Here is a 20,389-nt window from a genome sequence, read left to right as displayed (position 1 = left end):
ACTCAAAGAGTCCACGCTACCCCCCCTTTCCTCTATGACCATCTTCGTTCTCAATTCTGGTAGTAGCTCTATCAAGTACCAGCTGTTTCGCTGGCCAGATGAGCGGCCCGTATGCAGTGGCCTGGTCGAGCGCATCGGCTCTGACCAAGCTACTATTACGCACAAGGTTTTCGACCTGCAAGCCCCTGCTACCCCCCCTGCCGAGCAGCACAGTACCCTACCGCTGCCTGACCACGAAGCGGGCTTGCAGGAAGTAGTGCGCTTGCTCACGAACGGCGTTATTCGGCAGCTAGCGGAGATTGACGTGGTGGGCCACCGCGTAGTGCACGGCGGCGAGTCGTTTGCGAAGGCCACCGCCGTTGATGCGGGGGTGAAAGCGGAAATCAAGCGGCTGTTTGGGCTGGCGCCATTGCACAACCCGGCTAATTACCTGGGGATTGAGGTGGCCGAACGGGTTTTCCCGCAGGCCCGGCAGGTAGCGGTGTTTGACACGGCCTTTCACCAAACGTTACCCGAATACGCCTTCCGCTACGCCCTGCCCACGGCGCTTTATACCGAGCAGCGCATCCGCAAATACGGGTTTCACGGCACCAGCCACCAGTACGTGGCGGCGCAGGCCGTCGCGCATTTGGGCCAGCCCGACGCCCGGCTCATCACCATTCACCTCGGCAACGGGTGCAGCGTGGCGGCCGTGCGCGGCGGCCAGAGCCTGGATACCAGCATGGGCTTCAGCCCCTTGGCGGGCCTGGTGATGGGCACCCGCTCCGGCGACCTCGACCCCTCGGTACTGCTGTACCTGCTGGGTCCGCTGGGCTACACCACGGAGCAAGTCAGCACGCTGCTCAACAAGGAAAGCGGCATGCTAGGCCTCACGGGGGCCAACGACATGCGCGATATCAGCGCGGCGCTGGCCGCCGGCGATGCCCGAGCGGGGCTGGCCTACGACCTCTACGCCTACCGCATTCGGCAATACATCGGGGCCTACGCGGCGGTGCTCAACGGTTTGGATGCCATCGTCTTCACGGCCGGGGTAGGCGAAAACGATGCCTTGGTACGCACGCGCGTTTGCCAGAACATGGAGTTTCTAGGCTTGCAGCTGGACGAGGCTAAAAACCAGGCGCGCACTCCCGGCCTGCGCGACCTCAGCGGCCCAGATTGCCGGGCCCGCATTCTGGTTATTCCGACCAATGAGGAGTTGGAGATAGCCCGGCAGTGTGCCGAACTGCTAGCGTAGCGAGGGTTGAGGTAGCCTGGCGAAGCCGTACAGCATAGAGAGGTGGTTAAAAAGCGGGTTTCAGCGCAGCTACACGCGCGGAACATCCTGTATAGCAGCAAGGTGTGCCTTTTAGAATCCAATATAAGTTTTCACCCTGTTCGCTTCCGCTTGACCACCTGATTCACAAGAGAAGGGGTAGGCAACTCCAGCGCGGCGCACACCTGGTGCCAGCGCCCCGCTAGCTCTTTTGGTAGCCAGGGCCAGTGCCCGCCACGTCCTCGACGCGGATTGTGCGCTATTCTTTAACCTGCTGGCCGCCGCCGTCACCACGGCGCTGGGCCGGGCGCGCACGCTGGAAGCCGAGCGCCAGCGGACCGAAGCGCTGGCCGAGCCAGACCGGGCCAAAACCGCCTTTAGCAGCGCGAGGGCCCGGTGGCATTTCTTGAAGAGGCGGCACACTGGCTGGCCGATGACTTCCCGGCCGATGCCGGCCGCCAGGCAGAGCCAGCTGCCCACCTCTCCGACCCAACAGAAGACTCGGTAGAAGCGACCATCATTGGTCGTGGACGACAACGCCAACATGCGGGCGCGCACGCTGAGCCAAGCGCCACAGTGGACCGTGCAAACGGCTGCCGACGGGCAGCAGGCCCTGGCCGCCACGGCCCGGCCCGACCTTATTGTCTCAGACGTGATGATGCCGCGCCTGAATGGCTTTGGCCTGCTGCACGCGCTGCGGCAAGCCCCCGGCACGGTAGGCCTGCCAGTTATTCTGCTATCGGCCCGCGCCGGGGAAGAAGCCACGGTGGAGGGCCGGACTCAGGGGGCCGGGTAGCGGCGTTGGTTAGCGCGGAGTGGGGGCGGCAGCCGGCCCGGTATTGTCAACGCCTACTTTGCCAGCTTTCATGACCCACTTAACATGGTTTATCACCACGTTAATATCGGTAGTTGGGTCGCCCTCTACGGCCACCAGGTCTGCCAGATAGCCGGGGGCGATGACGCCCAAGTTTTTTTCCTGGCCCAGCATTTCAGCGCCGGTCGTGGTGGCAGTCTGCAGCGCTTGCGTGGGGGTCATGCCGGCCTTGACAAACCAGGCCAGCTCGCGCGTATTCTCCCCAAAGCCCGTGAAGACCGCATCGGAGCCCATAGCGATTTTTACCTTTGCCTTGATGGCCCGCTTCAGGGTTTCGAAGTTCTGTGCCACGTAGCCATTCAGCTCCCGGACCACGGTGGTGTCGTAGCCAAATTCGGCCCGGTGGGCAATATAGTACTTATTGTGCTCGACGGTGGGCACGTAGATAATGCCTTTTTTGGCCATGGTGGCTAGGGTCGCGTCGTCGATATCGATGGCGTGCTCAACCGTATTGGTGCCGGCCCGCACCGCGTCGCGGGCCCCATCGGGGCCGTAGGAGTGGATGGCAATGCGCTTGCCGGCAAAGTGGGCTACGTCGGCGGCGGCCTTCATTTCTTCGTAGGTGAACGTCTGGTAGCCGGTAACATCCTTGTCGCTGCCGGTCGAGCCGTACATTTTTATCCAATCGGCCCCGGCGGCTATTTGCTGGCGGGCCACACGCTGCACGGCTGCTACCCCATCGCACTGCCCGGCATCCGGAATGGCCCCGACCTTGTAGGGTGAGCTGCTGATGTGCAGGCCGTTGCCAGCCACGAACATGCGCGGCCCCACGATAGCGCCCCGGTTAATGAGCTCACGCAGGGCAAAGTCTATATTGTCGAACGAGCCCAGGTCGCGCACAGTGGTAACCCCCGTGGCCAGGGCCTTGCGGGCATTTTCCTGGGCCAGAAACACCGTCACGGCCGGCCCTAGGGTACCCAGCTGCGCCCAGGGGGTAGTACCCGGCGTTTTATCCCAGTAAAAACTCAGGTGAGTGTGCGCGTCGATGAGGCCGGGAATGGCGGTGTACGCCCGCAAGTCGATGGCTTCGGCGTCGGCGGGAATTGCCACGTCCTTGGCTGCGCCGACGGCCACAATACGGTCGGCACGGACGAGCACAACGGCGTCGGTGAACACTTTTCCCCGACCATCCACGACTTTTCCAAAGCGAATCGCTTTGACTTGCGCGTGCAGACCTAAAGGTAGCCCTACCGAAAAGAGGGCCAGAAGGAGCAGAAAGTAACTTTTGTGCATAAGAGGGCAACGGCCGGCAGCGGAGTGGCGCAGGAGCCGAGGCAATATGGCACTAAATACGCCTACCCACTACGCCGCCCTTTACACCACCCCAGCCGGCGCACCGGGTAGAGCCGGCCTGAAAACAGCAATGGTGGCCATATCTGACCACCATCGTCACTGTGCCCCCTTCCGCCTGCTGGGGTCGAGCTGCGCGAACGTAGCCACTGCGTGGGGCAGCAGACGCTGCGCAAGGTCTTGCGTCGATAACAATACCTAAACCGAAACTCTCCTACCCCCCTCAAACTCGAACTCCGCAACTGGCCCGTTTCCGCAGACTGGGCGGGCACATAAGCCGGCGTATTCAGGTATTTTGACTACTACACCTAAGGGCAACGCCACTCCAGCATCGGGCACTTAACGTATTATCACTTCACTTTCAGCAGCAGCAATTTGCTATTGTCACGCAATACTTTCTTACTGAACCAGGAAAGCTAATTTTTCTATTTATGCGATTGCAGCTTAGGTACCTTAGCTACTTTATGCCTGTCAAAAAATATCACATACAATACCCCAAGCAGCGGTACTAGCGTCAGGGAAACGAGCAGGCGAAGGTGCCAATACTCTGCCGGGCTGTAGTGCCAAGCGTGCGCGATGGTTTTGATGATAGTTTCCATACTTAAATGTACATACTTTCAGCAGCTTTCGTTACAATGTAGCACTAGTATAGCAATAATAAAAGTAAGTACTCACTCACCAGTTTGATTTAATGTATTTTACGTTTTCCTACTGTGGCCATAAAAAAGGAGAGCAGGTGCAAAACCGGGTTGGGTAAGCCACAAAAAAAGCCCCGCCAGACAAAGTCTGACGGGGCTACTACTTAGGAGGGGTGGAGATGCAGGGATTCGAACCCTGGTCCAGACAAGGAAGCCAACGTGCTTTCTACGTGCGTATCTATGCTTGGATTTTCGAAGAATTTCAGGCGCACATCAGGCCCTTGAAACTCCCTTATCCGCAGTTGGGTTTCGCCGCCGAATCACGGTTCTTCGACGGCTAGTTTCTACTTACGACGCTCCGAACTCCCAGGTGTAAAAACTTACCCGAGCGGAACGATGGCAGTGCTTAGTTCTGAACTAGGCAGCCATGGCGTACGAATAGTCGCCAGTTGTTGTTTGATAGATTTTTTGGCGGGAGAGCTTCCATCAACTCCCGGCACGCTTACCCGCGACTTGCGCAAGCTGTCAATTCCGGTCATCCCCAAATTAGAAAGAACGAGTCCGCCACATATAAGGTAAGTTTTAGCTTGCCAATGCGTGCAGCGGGGCACAAAGATACGTGCTATAGGAAGTAAATGTTTTGGCCGCAGATTTTGTTCCGAAGTGTGTGGTAAGCTTTAGCTTGCCGGAAGCGGCGTAGAGTAGGCTTGCGCCTGCCGTTTCGGAACGCGAACCAGCCAACGCGGCCAATTCTAACTACGGCAAGCTAAAGCTTACCGCACACTCTTTCGGCAAGCTAAAGCTTACCCTACATCGGGGGTATCTTTGCTCCTGTATCGCGTATGGAAAATTTTGTTGTTTCGGCCCGTAAGTATCGTCCGGCCACCTTTAGGAGCGTGGTAGGGCAGCAGCACGTCACTACCACCCTGCAAAACGCCATTCAGAGCCAGCACTTAGCGCAGGCGTTCCTGTTTTGCGGGCCGCGGGGGGTAGGCAAGACTACCTGCGCCCGCATCCTGGCCAAGACCATCAACTGCACCAACCTCACGCCCGAGGCGGAGGCCTGCGGCGTGTGCACGTCGTGCGTAGCGTTTCAGGAAAATGCCTCCTTTAACGTGCACGAACTCGATGCGGCGTCGAATAACTCGGTCGAGGATATTCGCTCGCTGGTAGAGCAGGTGCGCTACGCGCCGCAGCAGGGCCGCTTCAAGATTTATATCATCGACGAGGTACACATGCTCTCGAATGCGGCCTTCAACGCCTTTTTAAAGACGCTGGAAGAGCCGCCGAGCTACGCCATTTTTATTCTGGCTACCACCGAGCGCCACAAGATTATTCCCACCATCCTATCGCGCTGCCAGATTTTTGACTTCAACCGCATTAAGGTCGAGGACATTCGGGAGCACCTGCGCTACGTGGCCACCAGCGAGGGGGTAGCGGCCGACGACGACGCCCTGCACCTGCTGGCCCAGAAGGCCGACGGCGGCCTGCGCGACGCGCTCTCGATGTTTGACCAGCAGGTAACCTTTGCGGGCAACAACCTGACGTATAAGGAGGTGGTGCAAAACCTGCACATCCTCGACTACGACTACTACTTCCGGCTGGTAGATGCGCTACTGCACGAAAACCTGTCGGCCGCGCTACTGCTGCTCGACTCCGTGATGCAGCAGGGCTTCGACCTGCACAACTTTGTGGTGGGCACGGCCGAGCACCTGCGCGGCCTGCTGGTGTGCAAAGACCCCGTGACGGTGCAGCTGCTGGAGGTGAGCGACAACATTCGGCAGCAATATGTACGCCAGGCGCAGGCCGCGCCCCTCCCCTTCCTGCTCTCGGCCCTGAACCTGGTGAGCCAGTGCGACCGCGAGTTCAAGCAGGCCAAAAACCAGCGCCTGCACGTGGAGCTCACGCTCATGAAGCTGGCGTATCTCAACGGGGCCGTGCAGTTTGTGCGCGACCTCACGCCGGGCAGCACCCAAAGGTCATCGGCGGATAACGGCGAGGCTAAAAAAAAAACTAGCAGCCTAGCAGCGGCCCCTACCCCCCCGCTGCCCGCCCAAGCGGCGCCATCCGCCGCGCCGGCTGCCGAGCCCGAAACCAACGCACCGGCCGATGGCCCCGAGCCACTGCCCGTCGAAAATGGCGTGCGGGAGCTGCACCCTACCCCCAGCATTGAGCCCGAAGCCGCCGCGCCCGTGACCGAGCGCCACCTAGTGCGCGACACGCTCCCGCACGTGGAAACCGGCCGGCCCAGTATGCAGGGCCTGGAGCCCACCCAGCGGCCCACCGATGTGCGGCCCGGCACCATTGCGGCGCCGTCGCCAGCAACGGCGCTGCCCAAGCTGCCCGGCTTGCCAACGCTGCCGGGCCGCCTGCCTGGCTTGCGCGACGTGGGTACTCCTAGTGCTGCCTCAACGTCTGCCAGCCAAAAAGCCGCAACGCAGGCCCAGGAGCCAACCGCTCTCACAACCGGGCCGCTGCCGCCCATCGCGCCCGAGCTGCTGCAAGCCGTGTGGAAGCAGCTAACCGACGAGCGCCGCGCTCAGGAAAAGATGAGCGACTACATGGTGCTGAACCGCGCCATTTCGGCCGATGAAGGCCACGTTATCACTCTCACCGTCGATAATCCGGTGCAGGTGGTGCAGTTCAACGACTTTCGGGCCGAGTTTATGGCCGAGCTGCGGCGGCGCACCGGCCACCCCGGCCTCACGGTGCAAATTGAAGTAGCCACCGCCGCACCCACCGGCCGCAAGCTCTACACCTCGAATGACAAGTTTGCCTACCTAGCCGAGAAGTACCCCGCCCTGCAAGAAATGAAGCAGCGACTCGGGCTGGACGCAGACTTTTAATCAGTTAACAGTCATCAATTATCAACCGTTGAGCTTTTGCCCTGAGCGGAAATAAAAGCCCAGCGGTTGATAATTGATGACTGCTAATTGTCAGATGACTTGCCCCATGCCGAACAGCACCGTGAACACGAGTGTGCTTAGGGCCATCTGTTTCAGCAGTGGGTCGAGTTGCTTGGACTCCTGGCGGGCCCACACCTGGCGGCCGTTGAAAAGGAACAGCGGTAGGCTCAGCACAAACAGCCACTGCCAGGGCGAGTGGTAGGTGAGCGCTACGTAGAGCACCGCGGCCCCTACCCCCAGCAGCAGCAGCAGCCAGTGGTAGCGCCGGGCGTGGCGCGGCCCCAGGCGCACCGGCACCGTAATTTTACCGGCCAGCACGTCCGAGTTAATGTCGCGGATGTTATTGACATTCAGCACTGCCGTGGCGAAGCAGCCCAGCGCGGCGGCGGGCAGCAGCACGTTGAGCGGCAGGGCCTGGGCCAGCGTATGCTCGCGTGAGTAGGCTTGCAGAAAATAGGTGCCGCACACGCCCACGATACCAAAAAACAGGAATACCGATACGTCGCCCAGGCCCGCGTAGCCATACGGGCGGCTACCCGCCGTGTAGTTCACGGCCGCCCAAATGGCCGACACGCCTAGCCCCAGAAACGCCAGTAGCACCCACGCGCCCGCCACGCCCAGCGCCACCAGCAGCAGCACCAGCCCGCTAACAAACGCCGCCGTTCCGAAGCCCCACATGGCGCGCTTCATCTGCGCCGGCGTGATGGCCCCGCTCTGCACGGCGCGCAGCGGACCTTGCCGGTGCACGCTGTCGGCACCGTTCTGCGAGTCGCCGTAGTCGTTTGCCAGGTTACTCAGAATCTGGAGCAGGACGGTGGTGAAGGCCGCCAGCGCCACCACCGGACCATTAAAATGGCCCGTGGCCTTAGCCAGAAAACCGCCCGTGAGGATGCTGGCCAAAGCGAGGGGTAGGGTGCGGGGGCGAAACGCAGAAATCCAGGGTGACATTGGTAATTAGCAGTGAGCAGTGAGCAATTAACAGAAGAACGTCATACTGAGCTTGTCGGAGCATCTCTACCGCGCCGCTGGGATTAGTAACCCAATGCAAGTGGTAGAGATGCTTCGACAAGCTCAGCATGGCGTTCTATTTTTTTTCAGGCAGATTACTTCGTGATGGCCGATACCAGCTCGGGGTCGGTCGGCTTCACTTTGGAGGGGTAGAAAGCCACTACGTGGCCTTTTTCATCCACCAAGTACTTGCAGAAGTTCCAGGTGGGCGCCTCGCTCACGGTGCCGTTCTTATCCTTATCAGCCAGGAACTTATAGAGGGGGGTAGCGTCGTCACCCTTCACCGAAACGGTCGAAAACAGCGGGAACGTCACGCCGTAGTTCTTCTCACAAAACGAAGCCACTTCCTCATTCGAGGCCAGCTCCTGGTTGAAGCTGTTGCTGGGAAAGCCGAGTACCGTCACCTTGTTGCCGTATTTCTTCGACAGCTCCTCCAGCTCCTTGTACTGCGGGGTGAAGCCGCATTTGGAGGCGGTGTTCACAATCAGGATTTTCTTGCCCTTGTACTTGCTCAGCTTCACGTCTTTACCGTCAATGGTCTTCACAGTGTAGTCGTATACGGTGCCGGCAGCGGTGGCTTCGGTGGGGTGCATGGGGGTAGGGCGTGGGCTGGTGAAGGCCAGACCGAGCGTAGCGGCGGCGGCCAGGGCAAAGGCAACGGGTTTCATGAAAAGGTCATTAAGAAAGGTGAGTAAGCGGCTGATAACCACGAGCCGGCTCAATAAGTTTAGCCCAGGCTACTGGCGGGGGGTAGGCGGGGTGGCACTAGGTGCAGCCGGGCTGGCGGGCACAACAGCGGGGGCAGCCTGCGCGCCGGTATTAAGCAAATCGATGAGGTTGAGGGGCGTGAACTGGGCGGTGTCGCCGGGCTGCACGGTGCGCGCAGTGTCGCGGATGGCCGTCACGATGTACTTATTGGCTGGCCCCTTCAGGCTCACCGAGTAGCTCAGGTTATCGCGCTGATTATTGGTAATGAGGCCTTTATTCTGCATAATATCGGCAATGAAGCGGAAATACCAGCGCGTGGTGCCGCGCAGCTCGCCGTATTGGTTGAACGACTGCTTGTAGTATTTGGGCTTGGGAATGATGCTGGCCAGGTAAATGCACTCGCCCAGGTTGAGCTCACTGGGCCGCTTGGCATAGTAAAACAGCGCCGCTTCACGGATGCCGTACACGCCGCGCTTGCCGCTGGGCCAGCGGTAGGCCGTGGGGCCCCACTCCACAATGTTGAGGTAAATCTCAAACATGCGCTCTTTGGTGAGCGTGTGGGTGCGCGACACCAGCCAGTTCTCGATGAGCCACACCATCAGCATTTCCTCCGCCTTGCGGCCCACGGTTTTTTCGCGGCTCAAAAACACGTTTTTCACCAGCTGCATGCTCAGCGTGCTACCGCCGCGGGCAAAGCGCTTTTCCTTGATGTCGGCGATAGCCGCGCCCACAAAGGCCTTCTCCATGAAACCGTGGTGCCGGAAAAACTGCGGGTCTTCAGTCGTCTGAATCACGGCTGGCATATAGGGCGACACTTCCGCGTAGGGCGTAAAGTCGGGGTTGCTCGGCCCCACCAGGAATGTGCGCAGCGAGTCGCCCTTGTCGTTGTAGGCCGTGAACGGAAACTCGCGCTCCAGCATGCTCAGGTCCTCGGCTCCGAAGTGCGTGATGGTGAAGTCTTTGCTGGGCTGCAACGCCGACTCCAGATGCAGGCTGTCTACTTGCGTCAAGTCTACGTCGGCCTTGACGTGGTAGGTGAGCGTGCCGGTGCCGGTCGTGCCGGCCACCACATCGAACATGCCCTCGGGCAGCGAGTTGAAGAACGCGTTGGTAGCGGTAGGGTCCGAATCAATTTTGAGCTTCACCGCCAGCTTGGGCTTGAGGCGCACCGAAATTTCGGGGTGGAAAACCAGCTGGTTGAGCACCGCCCGCGTGCCGGGGTCGAGCGACAACGTGCCGCGGCCCAGCGTGGCCACAAAATCGAGCTGCCCGCGGTGCACCACAATGTCTTCCGAGGCCAGGCGCTTGTGAAAAAAGCTGAAGTTGCGGGCTGCCACCGAGCCGCGCACCGTGAGCTGCCCGCCGGTTTGCGCATCGGGCACAAAATCCTTACCCCGCAGCTCAACCCGAATGGTATCGAACGATACCAGCGCGCCGAACTTCCGTGCCACGTAGGGCACCTGCACCGAGCTTTTCACCCCAAACAGCTTCAGGTCCAGGGCGTAGTCGCTGGCCGCGATGGTGCCGCCTACCCCCAGCTCATTCACCACCGAGTCGACATTGGCCGTAAGCCGGCCCTGCACCTGGCCATCTTCGATGCTGAGGCGCGGCATGTTGAGCTGCAAGTGGTGGTGTGGACTTTCGTAGCTCACCACAAACTGCCGGAAATCGGCCTCGCCCGGCACGTTACCAAAGCCCGCGTCGAGCACCTGGTTGAGCAGCAGGCCGTAGTTGCGGCCCTGGGCCGTATCGCGCCGCACCACGGGGGTAGAGCCCTGTTTTTTCAGCAAGAAGGCAAAATTGGTCGCGCCAGCCGCGTCTTTGTGGGCCGTGAGGTGCGCCCGGTCGATCTGCAATTCGCTGAATACCGGCCGCCCCGCAAATAAGGAGCGCAGGCTGAGGCTGACTTGCAGGCGGCGCGCCGTGAGCAGCGTATCGCCGGCCGCTACGGGGCCGGCGGCGGCCGTGGGCACCAGGCTCATGCCCGCGATTTCGACGGTTTTCAGCGCCGTGAAGCGGGCCGGGCCCAGCGTCAGCGTTACCGGGTACTTGGCCTCTAACTTGGTTTTAACCTGTTGGAGCGCGTAGTTCAGCAGCTGCTGGCGCTTCCAGAGAAATACGCCGAGTGCCAGCAGAAGCACCGCCAGCAGGCCGGCCAGGGAATAAATAATTCGTTTTTTAGCAAGAGCGGATACGCGCATACCGGCAAAGTTACCGGGTTGGCGGTTTCCAGTTTCCGGTTTTTGGTTTTCAGGAGCGGGTTTTTGCTGGCAGCCGCCTAGCTGGCCACCGCGCGCGGGCGCCGGTTTGGCCGGTCGGCGTTGCTGTGGCTGCTAGTTTTGCGTCCGTAAACCCAGCCACCGCGTCCCTACCCCATGCTCACTGCCCTTTCGCCGCTCGACGGCCGCTACCAGCGCCAGACGGCTCCCCTCGGCCCTTATTTTTCGGAGTTAGCGCTCATGCGCTACCGCGTGCGGGTCGAAGTGGAGTACTTTATCGCGCTCTGCCAAGTGCCCCTACCCCAGCTGGCGGCCGTGCCGGCCAGCGTATTCCCGGCCCTGCGCGGCCTCTACGAGCAGTTCGGCGAGGCGGAGGCTCAGGCCATCAAAACCCACGAAGCCATTACCAACCACGACGTAAAAGCCGTGGAATACTACCTGCGCGACGAATTTAAGAAGCTGGACCTGAGCAATTTTCTGGAGTTCATTCACTTCGGCCTTACCTCGCAGGATGTTAATAACACGGCCATTCCGCTGAGCCTGAAAGAGGCCATGACCGACGTGCTGCTGCCGCGCTTTGGGCAGGTGCGCGCACAGCTGGCCGACCTAGCCGCCGGCTGGGCCCAGGTGCCCATGCTGGCGCGCACTCACGGCCAGCCCGCCTCGCCCACCCGCCTGGGCAAGGAGCTGGAAGTATTTGTGGCCCGCCTCAATGGCCAGCTGGCCTTGCTTGGCCAGGTGCCCTACGCGGCCAAGTTTGGCGGCGCTACGGGTGGCTTCAACGCGCACTTCGCCGCCTACCCCCACACCGACTGGCACGCCTTCGCCGAGCGCTTTGTGAACGATACGCTGGGCCTGCACCGCACCTTCCCCACCACCCAGATTGAGCCTTACGACAACCTCGCGGCCTTCTGCGACGGCTGGAAGCGCCTGAACACCATCTTACTGGATATGTGCCGCGACCTGTGGCAGTACATCTCGCTGGGCTACTTCAAACAAACGCTGAAGGCAGGCGAAGTGGGTTCGTCGGCCATGCCGCACAAGGTCAACCCCATCGATTTTGAGAATGCCGAGGGCAACCTGGGCGTGGCCAACGCGCTGCTGGAGCACTTTGCGGCCAAGCTGCCCATTTCGCGCCTTCAGCGCGACCTCACCGACTCCACGGTGCTGCGCAACCTGGGCGTGCCGCTGGGCCATATCCTCATCGCGCTCGGCGCTATTGCGCGCGGCCTGGGCAAGCTGGCCCTCGATGAAAGCGCCCTGGCCCGCGACCTCGACGCCAACTGGGCCGTGCTGGCCGAGCCCATCCAGACCATTCTGCGGCGCGAAAACTACCCCGACCCCTACAATGCTCTCAAGCAGCTCACGCGCACCGGCGAGGCTATTTCGGCCACCACCATCGCCGGCTTTGTGGAAGAGCTGGACGTGCCCGAAAGCGTGAAAGCCGAGCTGCGCGCCCTCACGCCCGCCAGCTACGTGGGCCGCTGAGTACGGCTGGTTATCTAATTTATTATTCAGTACTTAGCACCAGCTAATGCGGCGGGCGAGGACCTGTGCGCAGCTTGGTATATATGACTGACGCGAACCTAATAGCGACCAAAATCTGCGAGGTAGCCGTCACGGCCGACCTGTATCCGGGGGTAGTAATCCTGCTCAACAGCCGCACGCAGGGAGTCGAGTATATGTCGGCCCGGGGCTTGAGCTTGCTGCAAATTTCGCTGCCTGAGTTGCGCGCGCTGGGTGCGGCTTACCATTCACGCTTTTTCAATGCCGAAGAATCCGTGCACTATGTGCCGCGCATCTGGGAGTTGCTCAACCGCAACGACCCTGACTTAGTCATCTCCTTTTTTCAGCAGGTGCGCACCACGCAGAGCCCCGACTGGAGCTGGTATTGCAGCTCTATGCGCCTGCTGCTGCGCGATACCAGCGGGCTGCCGCTGCTGCTCATCTGCATGGCCTGCCCCGTTGCGCCGCAGGAAGATTTGGCCGTCAAAGTAAATTTGCAGCGGCTGCTCGACGAGAGCCACTTTTTGCGCGCCCACCACGGCCTCTTCGCTACCCTCACCTGCCGCGAGCGCGAGGTGCTGCGCCGCTCGGCCCTGGGCCAGTCGGCCCCGGAAATTGCCACTGAGCTGTTTATTTCGCCCAAAACTGCCGAAACTCACCGCCGGAACCTACGCCGCAAGCTCCAGGCCGAATCAACGTTTGTGCTGAGCCAATATGCCCGGGTCTTCGATTTGATTTAACACGGCCCTACCCCCCGTTGGCTCGCTAAGGTGGGCGTACCCTACCCGTGGTTCGATTGCGCAAAAACCCAATCGAATAGCAAAAAAATACCTACTTTTAAGTATTGCCAGCCAGCACCATAAGGCTGAACTTTGCTAGCATCAACTCCAAACGCTCACCGGTTTTACTTGCCCAAACCTGGTTATTTTTAGCTAGCTCCGTCTGCCTTGGTCCTTGGCCCGGCTGGCCACTTACGTAGCGTAATTTTTCTGTAATCTTCGTCAACCCCATTCCCCGCCGCCTATCGATTCCTACTCTACTCCTTTGGGTGGCTACCCCACTCTGAAAACAAACTGTTAGTTGCCCGCCGGCCTTGGTTATTTCCCCGCTCGAAACAGGGAGATGGCCGGGGCCGGCTATTTTTGCGGCTTGTCCTTATTATCTGCCTAGTGTCCCAGTTCCTGCACGATATCCCCGTTCGCCCCGACTGCCGTTTTTTTCGCGGCGACCTGCCCTGCCGGCCCAACAAGGAACACGGTTATATGTGCGGCGACTGCCCCGTGTACGAGCCCGTTACGAAGCGTATTCTGCTCATCAAGCTCGGGGCCATCGGCGACGTTATTCGCACTACGCCGCTGCTGCGGCGGCTGCGGCTGGAGTATCCGGGCTGCTACATCACGTGGCTTACGCTCACGCCGGCCATTTTGCCGCAGGGGCAAATTGAGGAGATTCTGAAGTTTGACTACGCCAGCGCCCTGCACTTGCAGGCCCGGCGCTTCGACATTGCCATCAATCTCGATAAGGAAAAAGAGGCCGCCGCGCTGCTGCTCAACGTGCGGGCCGAGCAGAAATTCGGCTATACCCTGCGCGAGTACGATGGCGTGCCCTGGCCCGTGAATGACCTCGCCGACCACAAGTACCTCACCGGCGTCTTCGACCAGCTCAGCCTGGGCAACACCAAGCCCTACGTGCAGGAAATCTTCGAGCTGTGTGGCTTTGACTTCCAGGGCGAAGAATACGTCTTCGATACCCACGACGACAAAGGCTACGACTGGCGCGCCCTACCCCCCGCCAGCGCCGGCCCGCGCATCGGCCTCAACACCGGCTGCGGCGACCGCTGGACCACCCGCCTCTGGAGCACCGAGAAGTGGATTGAGTTGATACACAAGCTGCAAGCCGCTGGCTACGCGCCCGTACTGCTGGGCGGCGAGGCCGAGCACCCGCGCAACCTGGAGCTGCAAGCCGCCACCGGCGCGGCCTACCTCGGCACTTTTCCCCTACCCCAGTTCATCAACCTGATGAACCAGATGCAGGGCATCGTGACGCAGGTGACCATGGGCATGCACATCAGTATTGCGCTGCGCAAGCCCACTATTCTGATGAATAATATCTTCAACCCGCACGAATTTGACCTCTACGGCCGCGGCCAGATTGTGCAGCCCGACCGCCAGTGCGTGTGCTTCTACCGCGGCACCTGCCGCCTCGGCACCAGCTGCATGGAAGACCTGCCCGCCGAAAAAGTATTCGAAGCCGTAGTAGCCAGCGTAGGGTAAGCTTTAGCTTGCCGTTTTTTACCAATAGTCTGGAAAACGGCAAGCTAAAGCTTACCCTACGCGCGCTACTTTCTTAAGCGCGGCCACCATCACTTCCCACGAAAACTTCTTCGCCTCCTGCCGCACCCCAGCCGCGAGAACCTCCTCCCGGTCATTCTCATAAAAATCGACCAGCGCATCAGCAATGGCAAGGGGGGTAGGCGGCACCACGTAGCCCACCACGCCGGCCGGAATCAACTCAGCCAGCCCGCCCACGTCGGTCACGAGCATGGGCCGGCCAAAGTGGTAGGCCACCTGCGACACGCCGCTTTGCGTGGCGTTTTTATAAGGCTGAACAACCAGGTCGGCGGCGCTGAAATAATCGGCTACCTTTTCATTGGGGATGAAATCGGTGGCACGGACCAGCCGGCTTTCGAGGTCGTATTTTTTGATGAGTACCTCGTAGGGCGCGGCGTCTTCGTAAAACTCACCGGCGATGAGCAGCTTCACCGGCAGGGCAGCCACCCGCGCATCGGCCAGCGCTTCGAGCAAGATATCCAGTCCTTTATAAGCGCGGATGAAGCCAAAAAACAGCACGTAGCGAAACTGCGGCGCTAGCCCCAGCGCTGCCAGTGCCTCGGCCTTGGGCTTGGCCGGCCCAAAGTTATCGTAGAGCGGGTGCGGCCGGTATAGCGCCGGCTTGCTGCCGAAGCCCAGCCGCTGCAAATCGGCCAGCACGGCGCGGCTCATGGTCACGAAGCCATCGCAGGCACTCAGGAAATAGCGTGTGAATGGCCCGTCGCCGGGCCGCTTCTCATGCGGAATCACGTTGTCGGTGATGGCCACGATGCGCGTGTGGCCATTGCCGCGCGCCAGCCGCGCTATCGTGCCCAGCGCTGGCCCCATAAGCGGCAGCCAAAACCGGAAGACCACCAAATCGGGCCGAGCGCGCCGCAGCCGGCGCCCTACCCCCACCCACGTGAGTGGATTCACCGAATTGATACTCACCTCAATATCCAAGTCGGCCGGCCCGGCTTCGGTGCTAAACTGTGTCTGGCCCGGAAACAGAAAGCCGGGATATTGTAGCGAGAACGTTACAATTCGCACCTCATCGCCCGCCGCCCGAAAGGCCCGCGCCAGCCGCTCATTATAAGTAGCCAGGCCACCACGCAGGGGGTAGGCGGGGCCAATGATGACGACGTTCATCGCAGGGTTTCCCTGATTAAATAGTCGTTGCGCTTCGGCCCATTGAGTTGCACTAGCTCGCCCAGGAAGCCGGCCAGAAACAGCTGCATGCCTACTATCACGGCCACCAGGGCCAGGAAAAACAACGGCTGGTCGGTTACGTTGCGCGCCCTCAAATTATGAATGGCCAGCCACCATTTTTCGCCCATCAGCCACAGCGTCAGGATAGTGCCGATGAAGAACGACAGCGTGCCCAGCGTGCCGAAGAAGTGCATAGGCCGCCGCCGAAACTTGCCCACGAACGTGATGCTGGCCAAGTCCAGAAAGCCGTAGATAAAACGCTCCAGCCCAAATTTGGTAACGCCGTACTTGCGCTCCTGGTGCTGCACTACTTTCTCACCTATCTTCTTGAAGCCGTTCCACTTGGCAATAACCGGAATGTAGCGGTGCATCTCGCCATATACCTCAATGGCCTTCACCACGCGTTGGTCGTAGGCTTTGAGGCCGCAGTTGAAATCGTGCAGCTGAATACCCGAAATAGCCCGCGTCGCCCCGTTGAACAGCTTGGTCGGAATGGTTTTCGAGAGCGGGTCGTAACGTTTTTGTTTCCAGCCGCTTACCAGGTCATAATCGTCTTCGATTATCATGCGGTACAGCTCCGGCAGCTCTTCAGGCGAGTCCTGCAGGTCGGCGTCCATGGTGAACACTACCCGGCCCCGCGCTGCCTCAAAGCCCACATTGAGCGCCGCCGACTTGCCGTAGTTGCGGTTGAAGCGAATACCGCGCAGGGCCATATCCTGGCCCGCCAGCGCCTCAATCACCAGCCACGAGTCATCGGTCGAGCCATCATCAATCAAGATAAGCTCGTACGAAAGGCCCCGCGCCGTGAGCACCCGCTGAATCCAGCGCGTCAGCTCAGGTAAAGATTCCGCCTCGTTGAGGAGCGGAATGACGATGGATAGCTCCACCGGAAAGCTGGCAGTTAATTTATTCAAACTCAGGCTTCGGATTTTTAACGAATGCAGAGATTATCAGGCTCGCTAGAAAACCCATGAAAAGGGTACCTAGTATTACAAAAACAAGTAGTATCGGGCCACTGGTGAATTTTGCCGACCACGCCATTGCCTGGTCAATCTGCGCGTCCGACATCGTGCCTTTGGCTTCCATATCGGCCCGCGCCTTGTCCATAGCCCGCGTCATTGTCTCCGGGTCAATAAACGTGGTGTACACATACACAAATGCTGCGCCCAACACGCCCACCACTACCGAAACCAGCGCCCCGATAGTAAGGCCTTCCCCATAACTCATGAAACCCTCGTTGAGCTGCCTGTATTCGCGTTGCGCCAGCACAATGCCCACAATCAGCACCACAGTAGTAATAAAGCGCAGGTAGCTGTTCTGCTCTAATTGCAGCGCGTACAGGCCGAAGGAAAGAATAACACTTACAAGGCCCGTTAGCAGCCCGTACCGCATTCCTATCGAAGACGGCGTAACTACTACTGTATTAGTTGGTTCCATAGGAAAACGGGTAAATGGGTTGGGAAAATACGCTACTCCCGAAAGTATATTCCTCCCGGAAAAGCGAGCAGCAGGCCAAATAACAACACCAGCGAGAAATTTCCAACGGCCATATCACTTACTGTCAAATTAGCTACTTTTTCTAGCTGCTGCTTTTCCAGCGGGGCATTGCGCTTTGCCTTGGGTGTTTCGGCGTGTTGCATCTGCACTATTTCCAACGCTTCGGCGCGGTGCCGCGCCAGGGCAGTTTCGCCCACGCCATTAGCCAATCCTACTACGCTCGCCGCCGAGATAAGCGCCGCGAGCAGCGCCGTCAGCCCGCCCACGGCCATTGTCCGGCCTAGTCCGGGCCTACCTGGGGCCGATTTCCGTCGCAACAGCCACTGGCTACCGATTACTGCCAGAGGCACTAAGAGCTGCGCGAGCATTTGCTTAGGCCCAAATGCGTTGTTGCCAGTCAGTTGCAAGCCCAGCATCCAAAGGCCGCACACTACTCCTACCCCCACCCCAAAGCGCAAAGCCAACCGTATAACCAGCCCCCAGGCAGGGGCGATGACGGACGCCGGTTTATTTAACGAATCTACTGATTGCATACACTACGAATCTGCCGGCAAGATACGCCAGCTAGCCTTGCTCCCAGGCTCAGCCTACTACTGCCCGTGGCCCTACCCCCCGCTGCCGCCCAAACCGCAGCAGGAGTGCTTCGGCCAGCAAACTCGCCAGCACCAGCAATAGACAGTAGCGCCACAGCGGCCGGCCCGTTTGCTGACTGCCATAGCGGGCCAGCGCCTCGGGCTGAGCACCGATATCCAGCACGCGCACATTTGGCTGATTAGGCCCAATAAGCTGCCGTAGCTCCGCGACCGAGTACGCTGCCAGTTCCGATTCACGCTTGGGCATATTGAAGGCCAGCGTGGTCACGGGCTTGCCGCGTTGCGTTAAGGTATAGAAGCCAGGTTTATCTAATCCAACTGGTATTTCTAGGTGCAATTGCCCACCCAGCACGCGCTGCGCCGGAATATAAGTAAGGCTATCATGCTCCAGCCGATAGTTGGCCGCGTCAGGAGCAGATTGGCCAGTTTGGACGGGCACCGCTAGCGTAAAAGCGCTAGCGTCTAGGCGATAAGCTGGCTGCTGGTCGTCGTGATAGCTGAGCATCGCCAACCGATACAAAACGGGCACGAATAGAGAATGCGCAGTAAAATCAGCGTATTCCTTGGCAAACGGTGCGGCAAACACATATGCCCGACCCGACCCGCTAGCAAACTCAGTCAGGTAGCCACCGCCATCTCGCAACCGCAGAATATCCCGGCCAGCCTGCCGCATTTGTACGATTGGCGCCACCTGCGGCATAGCTACCCGTTGCGGCTGTGCCCCTAGCACGTCCTTGAAAAAAGGGTCCCGTGCGTTCGGTAACGCCAATTCTTGCTTAACTGAAATTTCACTACCTGCAACCCACTGCTCCCCCCCAATGCCCAAAGCGCGGAATAGCTCATGGTAGCTAGCCCGCCCAACCGGGTTGCTTGTCGGCACTACTACTACACTACCCCCCCGCCGGGCCACGGCCACGAGGGCATCACGCAGCCCCGGCTCCATTCTGGCAACTTCGCGCACTAGTACCAGATTAGCTTGCCGCAATACGCCATAATCGACCCGCTGCGGCTGGCTGAACTTATAGTCAAACAACGGCTCATTGGCATAAGCCGCTTTGGTTGCTGGTTCCTCCCCAATCTCCACCACGTGCACAGTTGGCGAAGGCTTCAGAGTGAAATAATAGGTATTATCAAACGTAACCGGCGCATCTTCAATCACAACTTGGCCCGCAGCTAAGTTATTATCTGGCAACTGTATTTGCACCGTGGTTTCAGTTACCTGACCAGCCGCCACTGAAACTCGAAAAGCCGCCACCTGCTGTTTACCCAACAGCACCTTTACAGGGGCATCCGCTACTTTCTCCCTACCCCCGTTGCGCAGCCTGATGTGCAATGCGATAGTAACCCGCGCTCGCACAAACGCATCGTTTAGCCACACACTATCAACATACAAATTTCCCGCCGGCTTCGCGGCCAGAGGAATTAGAACAACATTACCACGACTAGTTAGCTGCTGTACCGCTTGGGATGAGATTTCATTCTTCTGGAAGTCACTAAACACGTAAAGCGAGCCTTGCAGCTCTTTCTGCCAGGCATCGCGCACGCTTGTACTGCCCCATCCTAATCGACGCCCCGCTTTGGCTTGTTCACTTAGCATTTCCGGCAAGGCACTTTGGCTGATGTTAGTGCTAGATTGCCCTACTACAAGAAAATGAGTTGTTGGCCCATAGCTCTTGCTCAAAGTAGTTGCTCCTATAATGGCTTCTTGCAGCAGTTGTGGCTGTATACTACCCGCCGCTTGCATACTACCTGAATTATCTAAAGCCATTTCTACTACCCCACTAGCAGCACGAGAGGTCTGCCCCGTAGTAGGAATAAAAGGCTGACAAAAGACTAAAACCAAAAATAACACCCCAAGTATTCTGGTTAATAACACCAGTAACTCTTGCAGCCGACGTCGGCGCATGGTGGTAAGCTCAACTTCACGAATGAAACCAGTATTCGTAAACAGAACGCGATGAGGCCTGCGCAACTGCAATAGATGAATAGCAATCGGTATTCCAACAGCCAACAAACCCCACAAAAACCCTGGATACAGTAGTTGCATTAATAAACAATCACCTTCAAGTATGATTTTGAAAGGATAACTACAAACCTACCTTTTTTATTCCGTAGCTGCTCCTAGAGAGCACTTCTAAGAGGAAAGTATACTGAAAACTTAAGTAAAGTAAGAGCATCCTCCCCTCTTTCTATGGCTGAGCATGAGCCAGTGCGCTAATCTCTGTGGGGCTAATGCGCCCAAGGTGCAGGGGGTAGGGGGATGATATAAACGCAAAGAGCCCTCGGCCGGGCGCTGATAAAAGCGCTTGGCCGGGGGCTCTGGTGCAGAAATTGGCGGCGACCGACTCTCCCACCGGTGAAGGCAGTACCATAGGCGCAC

Annotated in this window: 16 protein-coding genes and 1 other RNA gene; 6 read left to right on the top strand and 11 right to left on the bottom strand. The window is 59.1% G+C overall.

Going from position 1 to position 20,389, the window contains the following annotated elements:
• The first annotated feature begins 34 nt into the window (after window positions 1-34).
• Window positions 35-1,234 (top strand): acetate/propionate family kinase, encoded by a 1,200-nt coding sequence (locus E4631_RS05165; protein WP_133660037.1) that lies wholly within the window; start codon window positions 35-37, stop codon window positions 1,232-1,234.
• Window positions 1,235-1,511: 277 nt separating this feature from the next.
• Here the strand turns inward: E4631_RS05165 and E4631_RS25805 are convergent, their stop codons facing one another.
• The gene (locus tag E4631_RS25805) at window positions 1,512-1,655 is read right to left on the bottom strand and encodes a hypothetical protein (protein WP_166648267.1); all 144 of its coding nucleotides are present in this window, start codon (window positions 1,653-1,655) and stop codon (window positions 1,512-1,514) included.
• A gap of 123 nt (window positions 1,656-1,778) precedes the next feature.
• Here E4631_RS25805 and E4631_RS05155 point away from each other — a divergent pair, with 123 nt between their 5' ends.
• Entirely contained in the window at window positions 1,779-2,048 is a 270-nt protein-coding gene (locus tag E4631_RS05155; protein WP_205704206.1) for a response regulator transcription factor, read from the top strand.
• A gap of 9 nt (window positions 2,049-2,057) precedes the next feature.
• Here the strand turns inward: E4631_RS05155 and E4631_RS05150 are convergent, their stop codons facing one another.
• Together E4631_RS05150 and ssrA are read right to left on the bottom strand one after the other, a co-directional pair.
• Window positions 2,058-3,359 (bottom strand): amidohydrolase family protein, encoded by a 1,302-nt coding sequence (locus tag E4631_RS05150; RefSeq protein WP_133660035.1) that lies wholly within the window; start codon window positions 3,357-3,359, stop codon window positions 2,058-2,060.
• Between the two features lie 866 nt (window positions 3,360-4,225).
• Window positions 4,226-4,597: a transfer-messenger RNA gene (gene ssrA / locus E4631_RS05145) on the bottom strand.
• Between the two features lie 299 nt (window positions 4,598-4,896).
• Between ssrA and E4631_RS05140 the strand changes: the two genes are divergently transcribed.
• On the top strand, window positions 4,897-6,900 hold the full coding sequence (locus tag E4631_RS05140) for a DNA polymerase III subunit gamma/tau (protein ID WP_133660034.1): 2,004 nt from the start codon (window positions 4,897-4,899) through the stop codon (window positions 6,898-6,900).
• A gap of 90 nt (window positions 6,901-6,990) precedes the next feature.
• Here the strand turns inward: E4631_RS05140 and E4631_RS05135 are convergent, their stop codons facing one another.
• The 3 genes from E4631_RS05135 to E4631_RS05125 all read right to left on the bottom strand — a co-directional run bounded on the left by E4631_RS05135 (window position 6,991) and on the right by E4631_RS05125 (window position 10,877).
• Complete coding sequence (locus E4631_RS05135; RefSeq protein WP_133660033.1) at window positions 6,991-7,908, bottom strand: 1,4-dihydroxy-2-naphthoate polyprenyltransferase; 918 nt, start codon at window positions 7,906-7,908, stop codon at window positions 6,991-6,993.
• A gap of 155 nt (window positions 7,909-8,063) precedes the next feature.
• The gene (locus tag E4631_RS05130; RefSeq protein WP_133660032.1) at window positions 8,064-8,636 is read right to left on the bottom strand and encodes a glutathione peroxidase; all 573 of its coding nucleotides are present in this window, start codon (window positions 8,634-8,636) and stop codon (window positions 8,064-8,066) included.
• Window positions 8,637-8,705: 69 nt separating this feature from the next.
• A complete protein-coding gene (locus tag E4631_RS05125) occupies window positions 8,706-10,877 on the bottom strand; it encodes a transglycosylase domain-containing protein (RefSeq protein ID WP_133660031.1) in 2,172 nt (723 codons plus the stop codon).
• A 174-nt stretch (window positions 10,878-11,051) separates the two neighbouring features.
• Between E4631_RS05125 and purB the strand changes: the two genes are divergently transcribed.
• The 3 genes from purB to E4631_RS05110 all read left to right on the top strand — a co-directional run bounded on the left by purB (window position 11,052) and on the right by E4631_RS05110 (window position 14,674).
• Window positions 11,052-12,383 (top strand): adenylosuccinate lyase, encoded by a 1,332-nt coding sequence (gene purB, locus E4631_RS05120; RefSeq protein WP_133660030.1) that lies wholly within the window; start codon window positions 11,052-11,054, stop codon window positions 12,381-12,383.
• An 83-nt stretch (window positions 12,384-12,466) separates the two neighbouring features.
• Entirely contained in the window at window positions 12,467-13,141 is a 675-nt protein-coding gene (locus tag E4631_RS05115; RefSeq protein ID WP_133660029.1) for a helix-turn-helix transcriptional regulator, read from the top strand.
• Between the two features lie 429 nt (window positions 13,142-13,570).
• On the top strand, window positions 13,571-14,674 hold the full coding sequence (locus E4631_RS05110) for a glycosyltransferase family 9 protein (RefSeq protein ID WP_133660028.1): 1,104 nt from the start codon (window positions 13,571-13,573) through the stop codon (window positions 14,672-14,674).
• A gap of 51 nt (window positions 14,675-14,725) precedes the next feature.
• Here E4631_RS05110 and E4631_RS05105 read toward each other — a convergent pair whose 3' ends face one another.
• From E4631_RS05105 to E4631_RS05085, 5 genes are read right to left on the bottom strand one after another with little or no spacing between them, the layout of a single operon-like run.
• Entirely contained in the window at window positions 14,726-15,859 is a 1,134-nt protein-coding gene (locus tag E4631_RS05105; RefSeq protein WP_133660027.1) for a glycosyltransferase, read from the bottom strand.
• On the bottom strand, window positions 15,856-16,833 hold the full coding sequence (locus tag E4631_RS05100; protein WP_205704205.1) for a glycosyltransferase family 2 protein: 978 nt from the start codon (window positions 16,831-16,833) through the stop codon (window positions 15,856-15,858). Before E4631_RS05100 ends, E4631_RS05105 begins: the two co-directional genes overlap by 4 nt.
• Window positions 16,826-17,356 carry a DUF4199 domain-containing protein gene (locus E4631_RS05095; protein ID WP_133660026.1) on the bottom strand — a complete coding sequence of 177 codons (531 nt, stop codon included), beginning with the start codon at window positions 17,354-17,356 and terminating at the stop codon, window positions 16,826-16,828. The genes E4631_RS05100 and E4631_RS05095 overlap by 8 nt, the downstream gene beginning before the upstream one ends.
• A gap of 32 nt (window positions 17,357-17,388) precedes the next feature.
• Complete coding sequence (locus E4631_RS05090) at window positions 17,389-17,949, bottom strand: DUF4199 family protein (RefSeq protein ID WP_133660025.1); 561 nt, start codon at window positions 17,947-17,949, stop codon at window positions 17,389-17,391.
• A gap of 49 nt (window positions 17,950-17,998) precedes the next feature.
• Window positions 17,999-20,056 (bottom strand): BatA domain-containing protein, encoded by a 2,058-nt coding sequence (locus E4631_RS05085; RefSeq protein WP_166648265.1) that lies wholly within the window; start codon window positions 20,054-20,056, stop codon window positions 17,999-18,001.
• Between the last annotated feature and the right edge of the window lie 333 nt (window positions 20,057-20,389).

The organism is Hymenobacter sp. UV11, assembly GCF_004684095.1.
Lineage (GTDB): Bacteria > Bacteroidota > Bacteroidia > Cytophagales > Hymenobacteraceae > Hymenobacter.
Note: the sequence above shows the minus strand (reverse complement) of the source record. Positions and strands in the feature narration are given on the sequence as shown.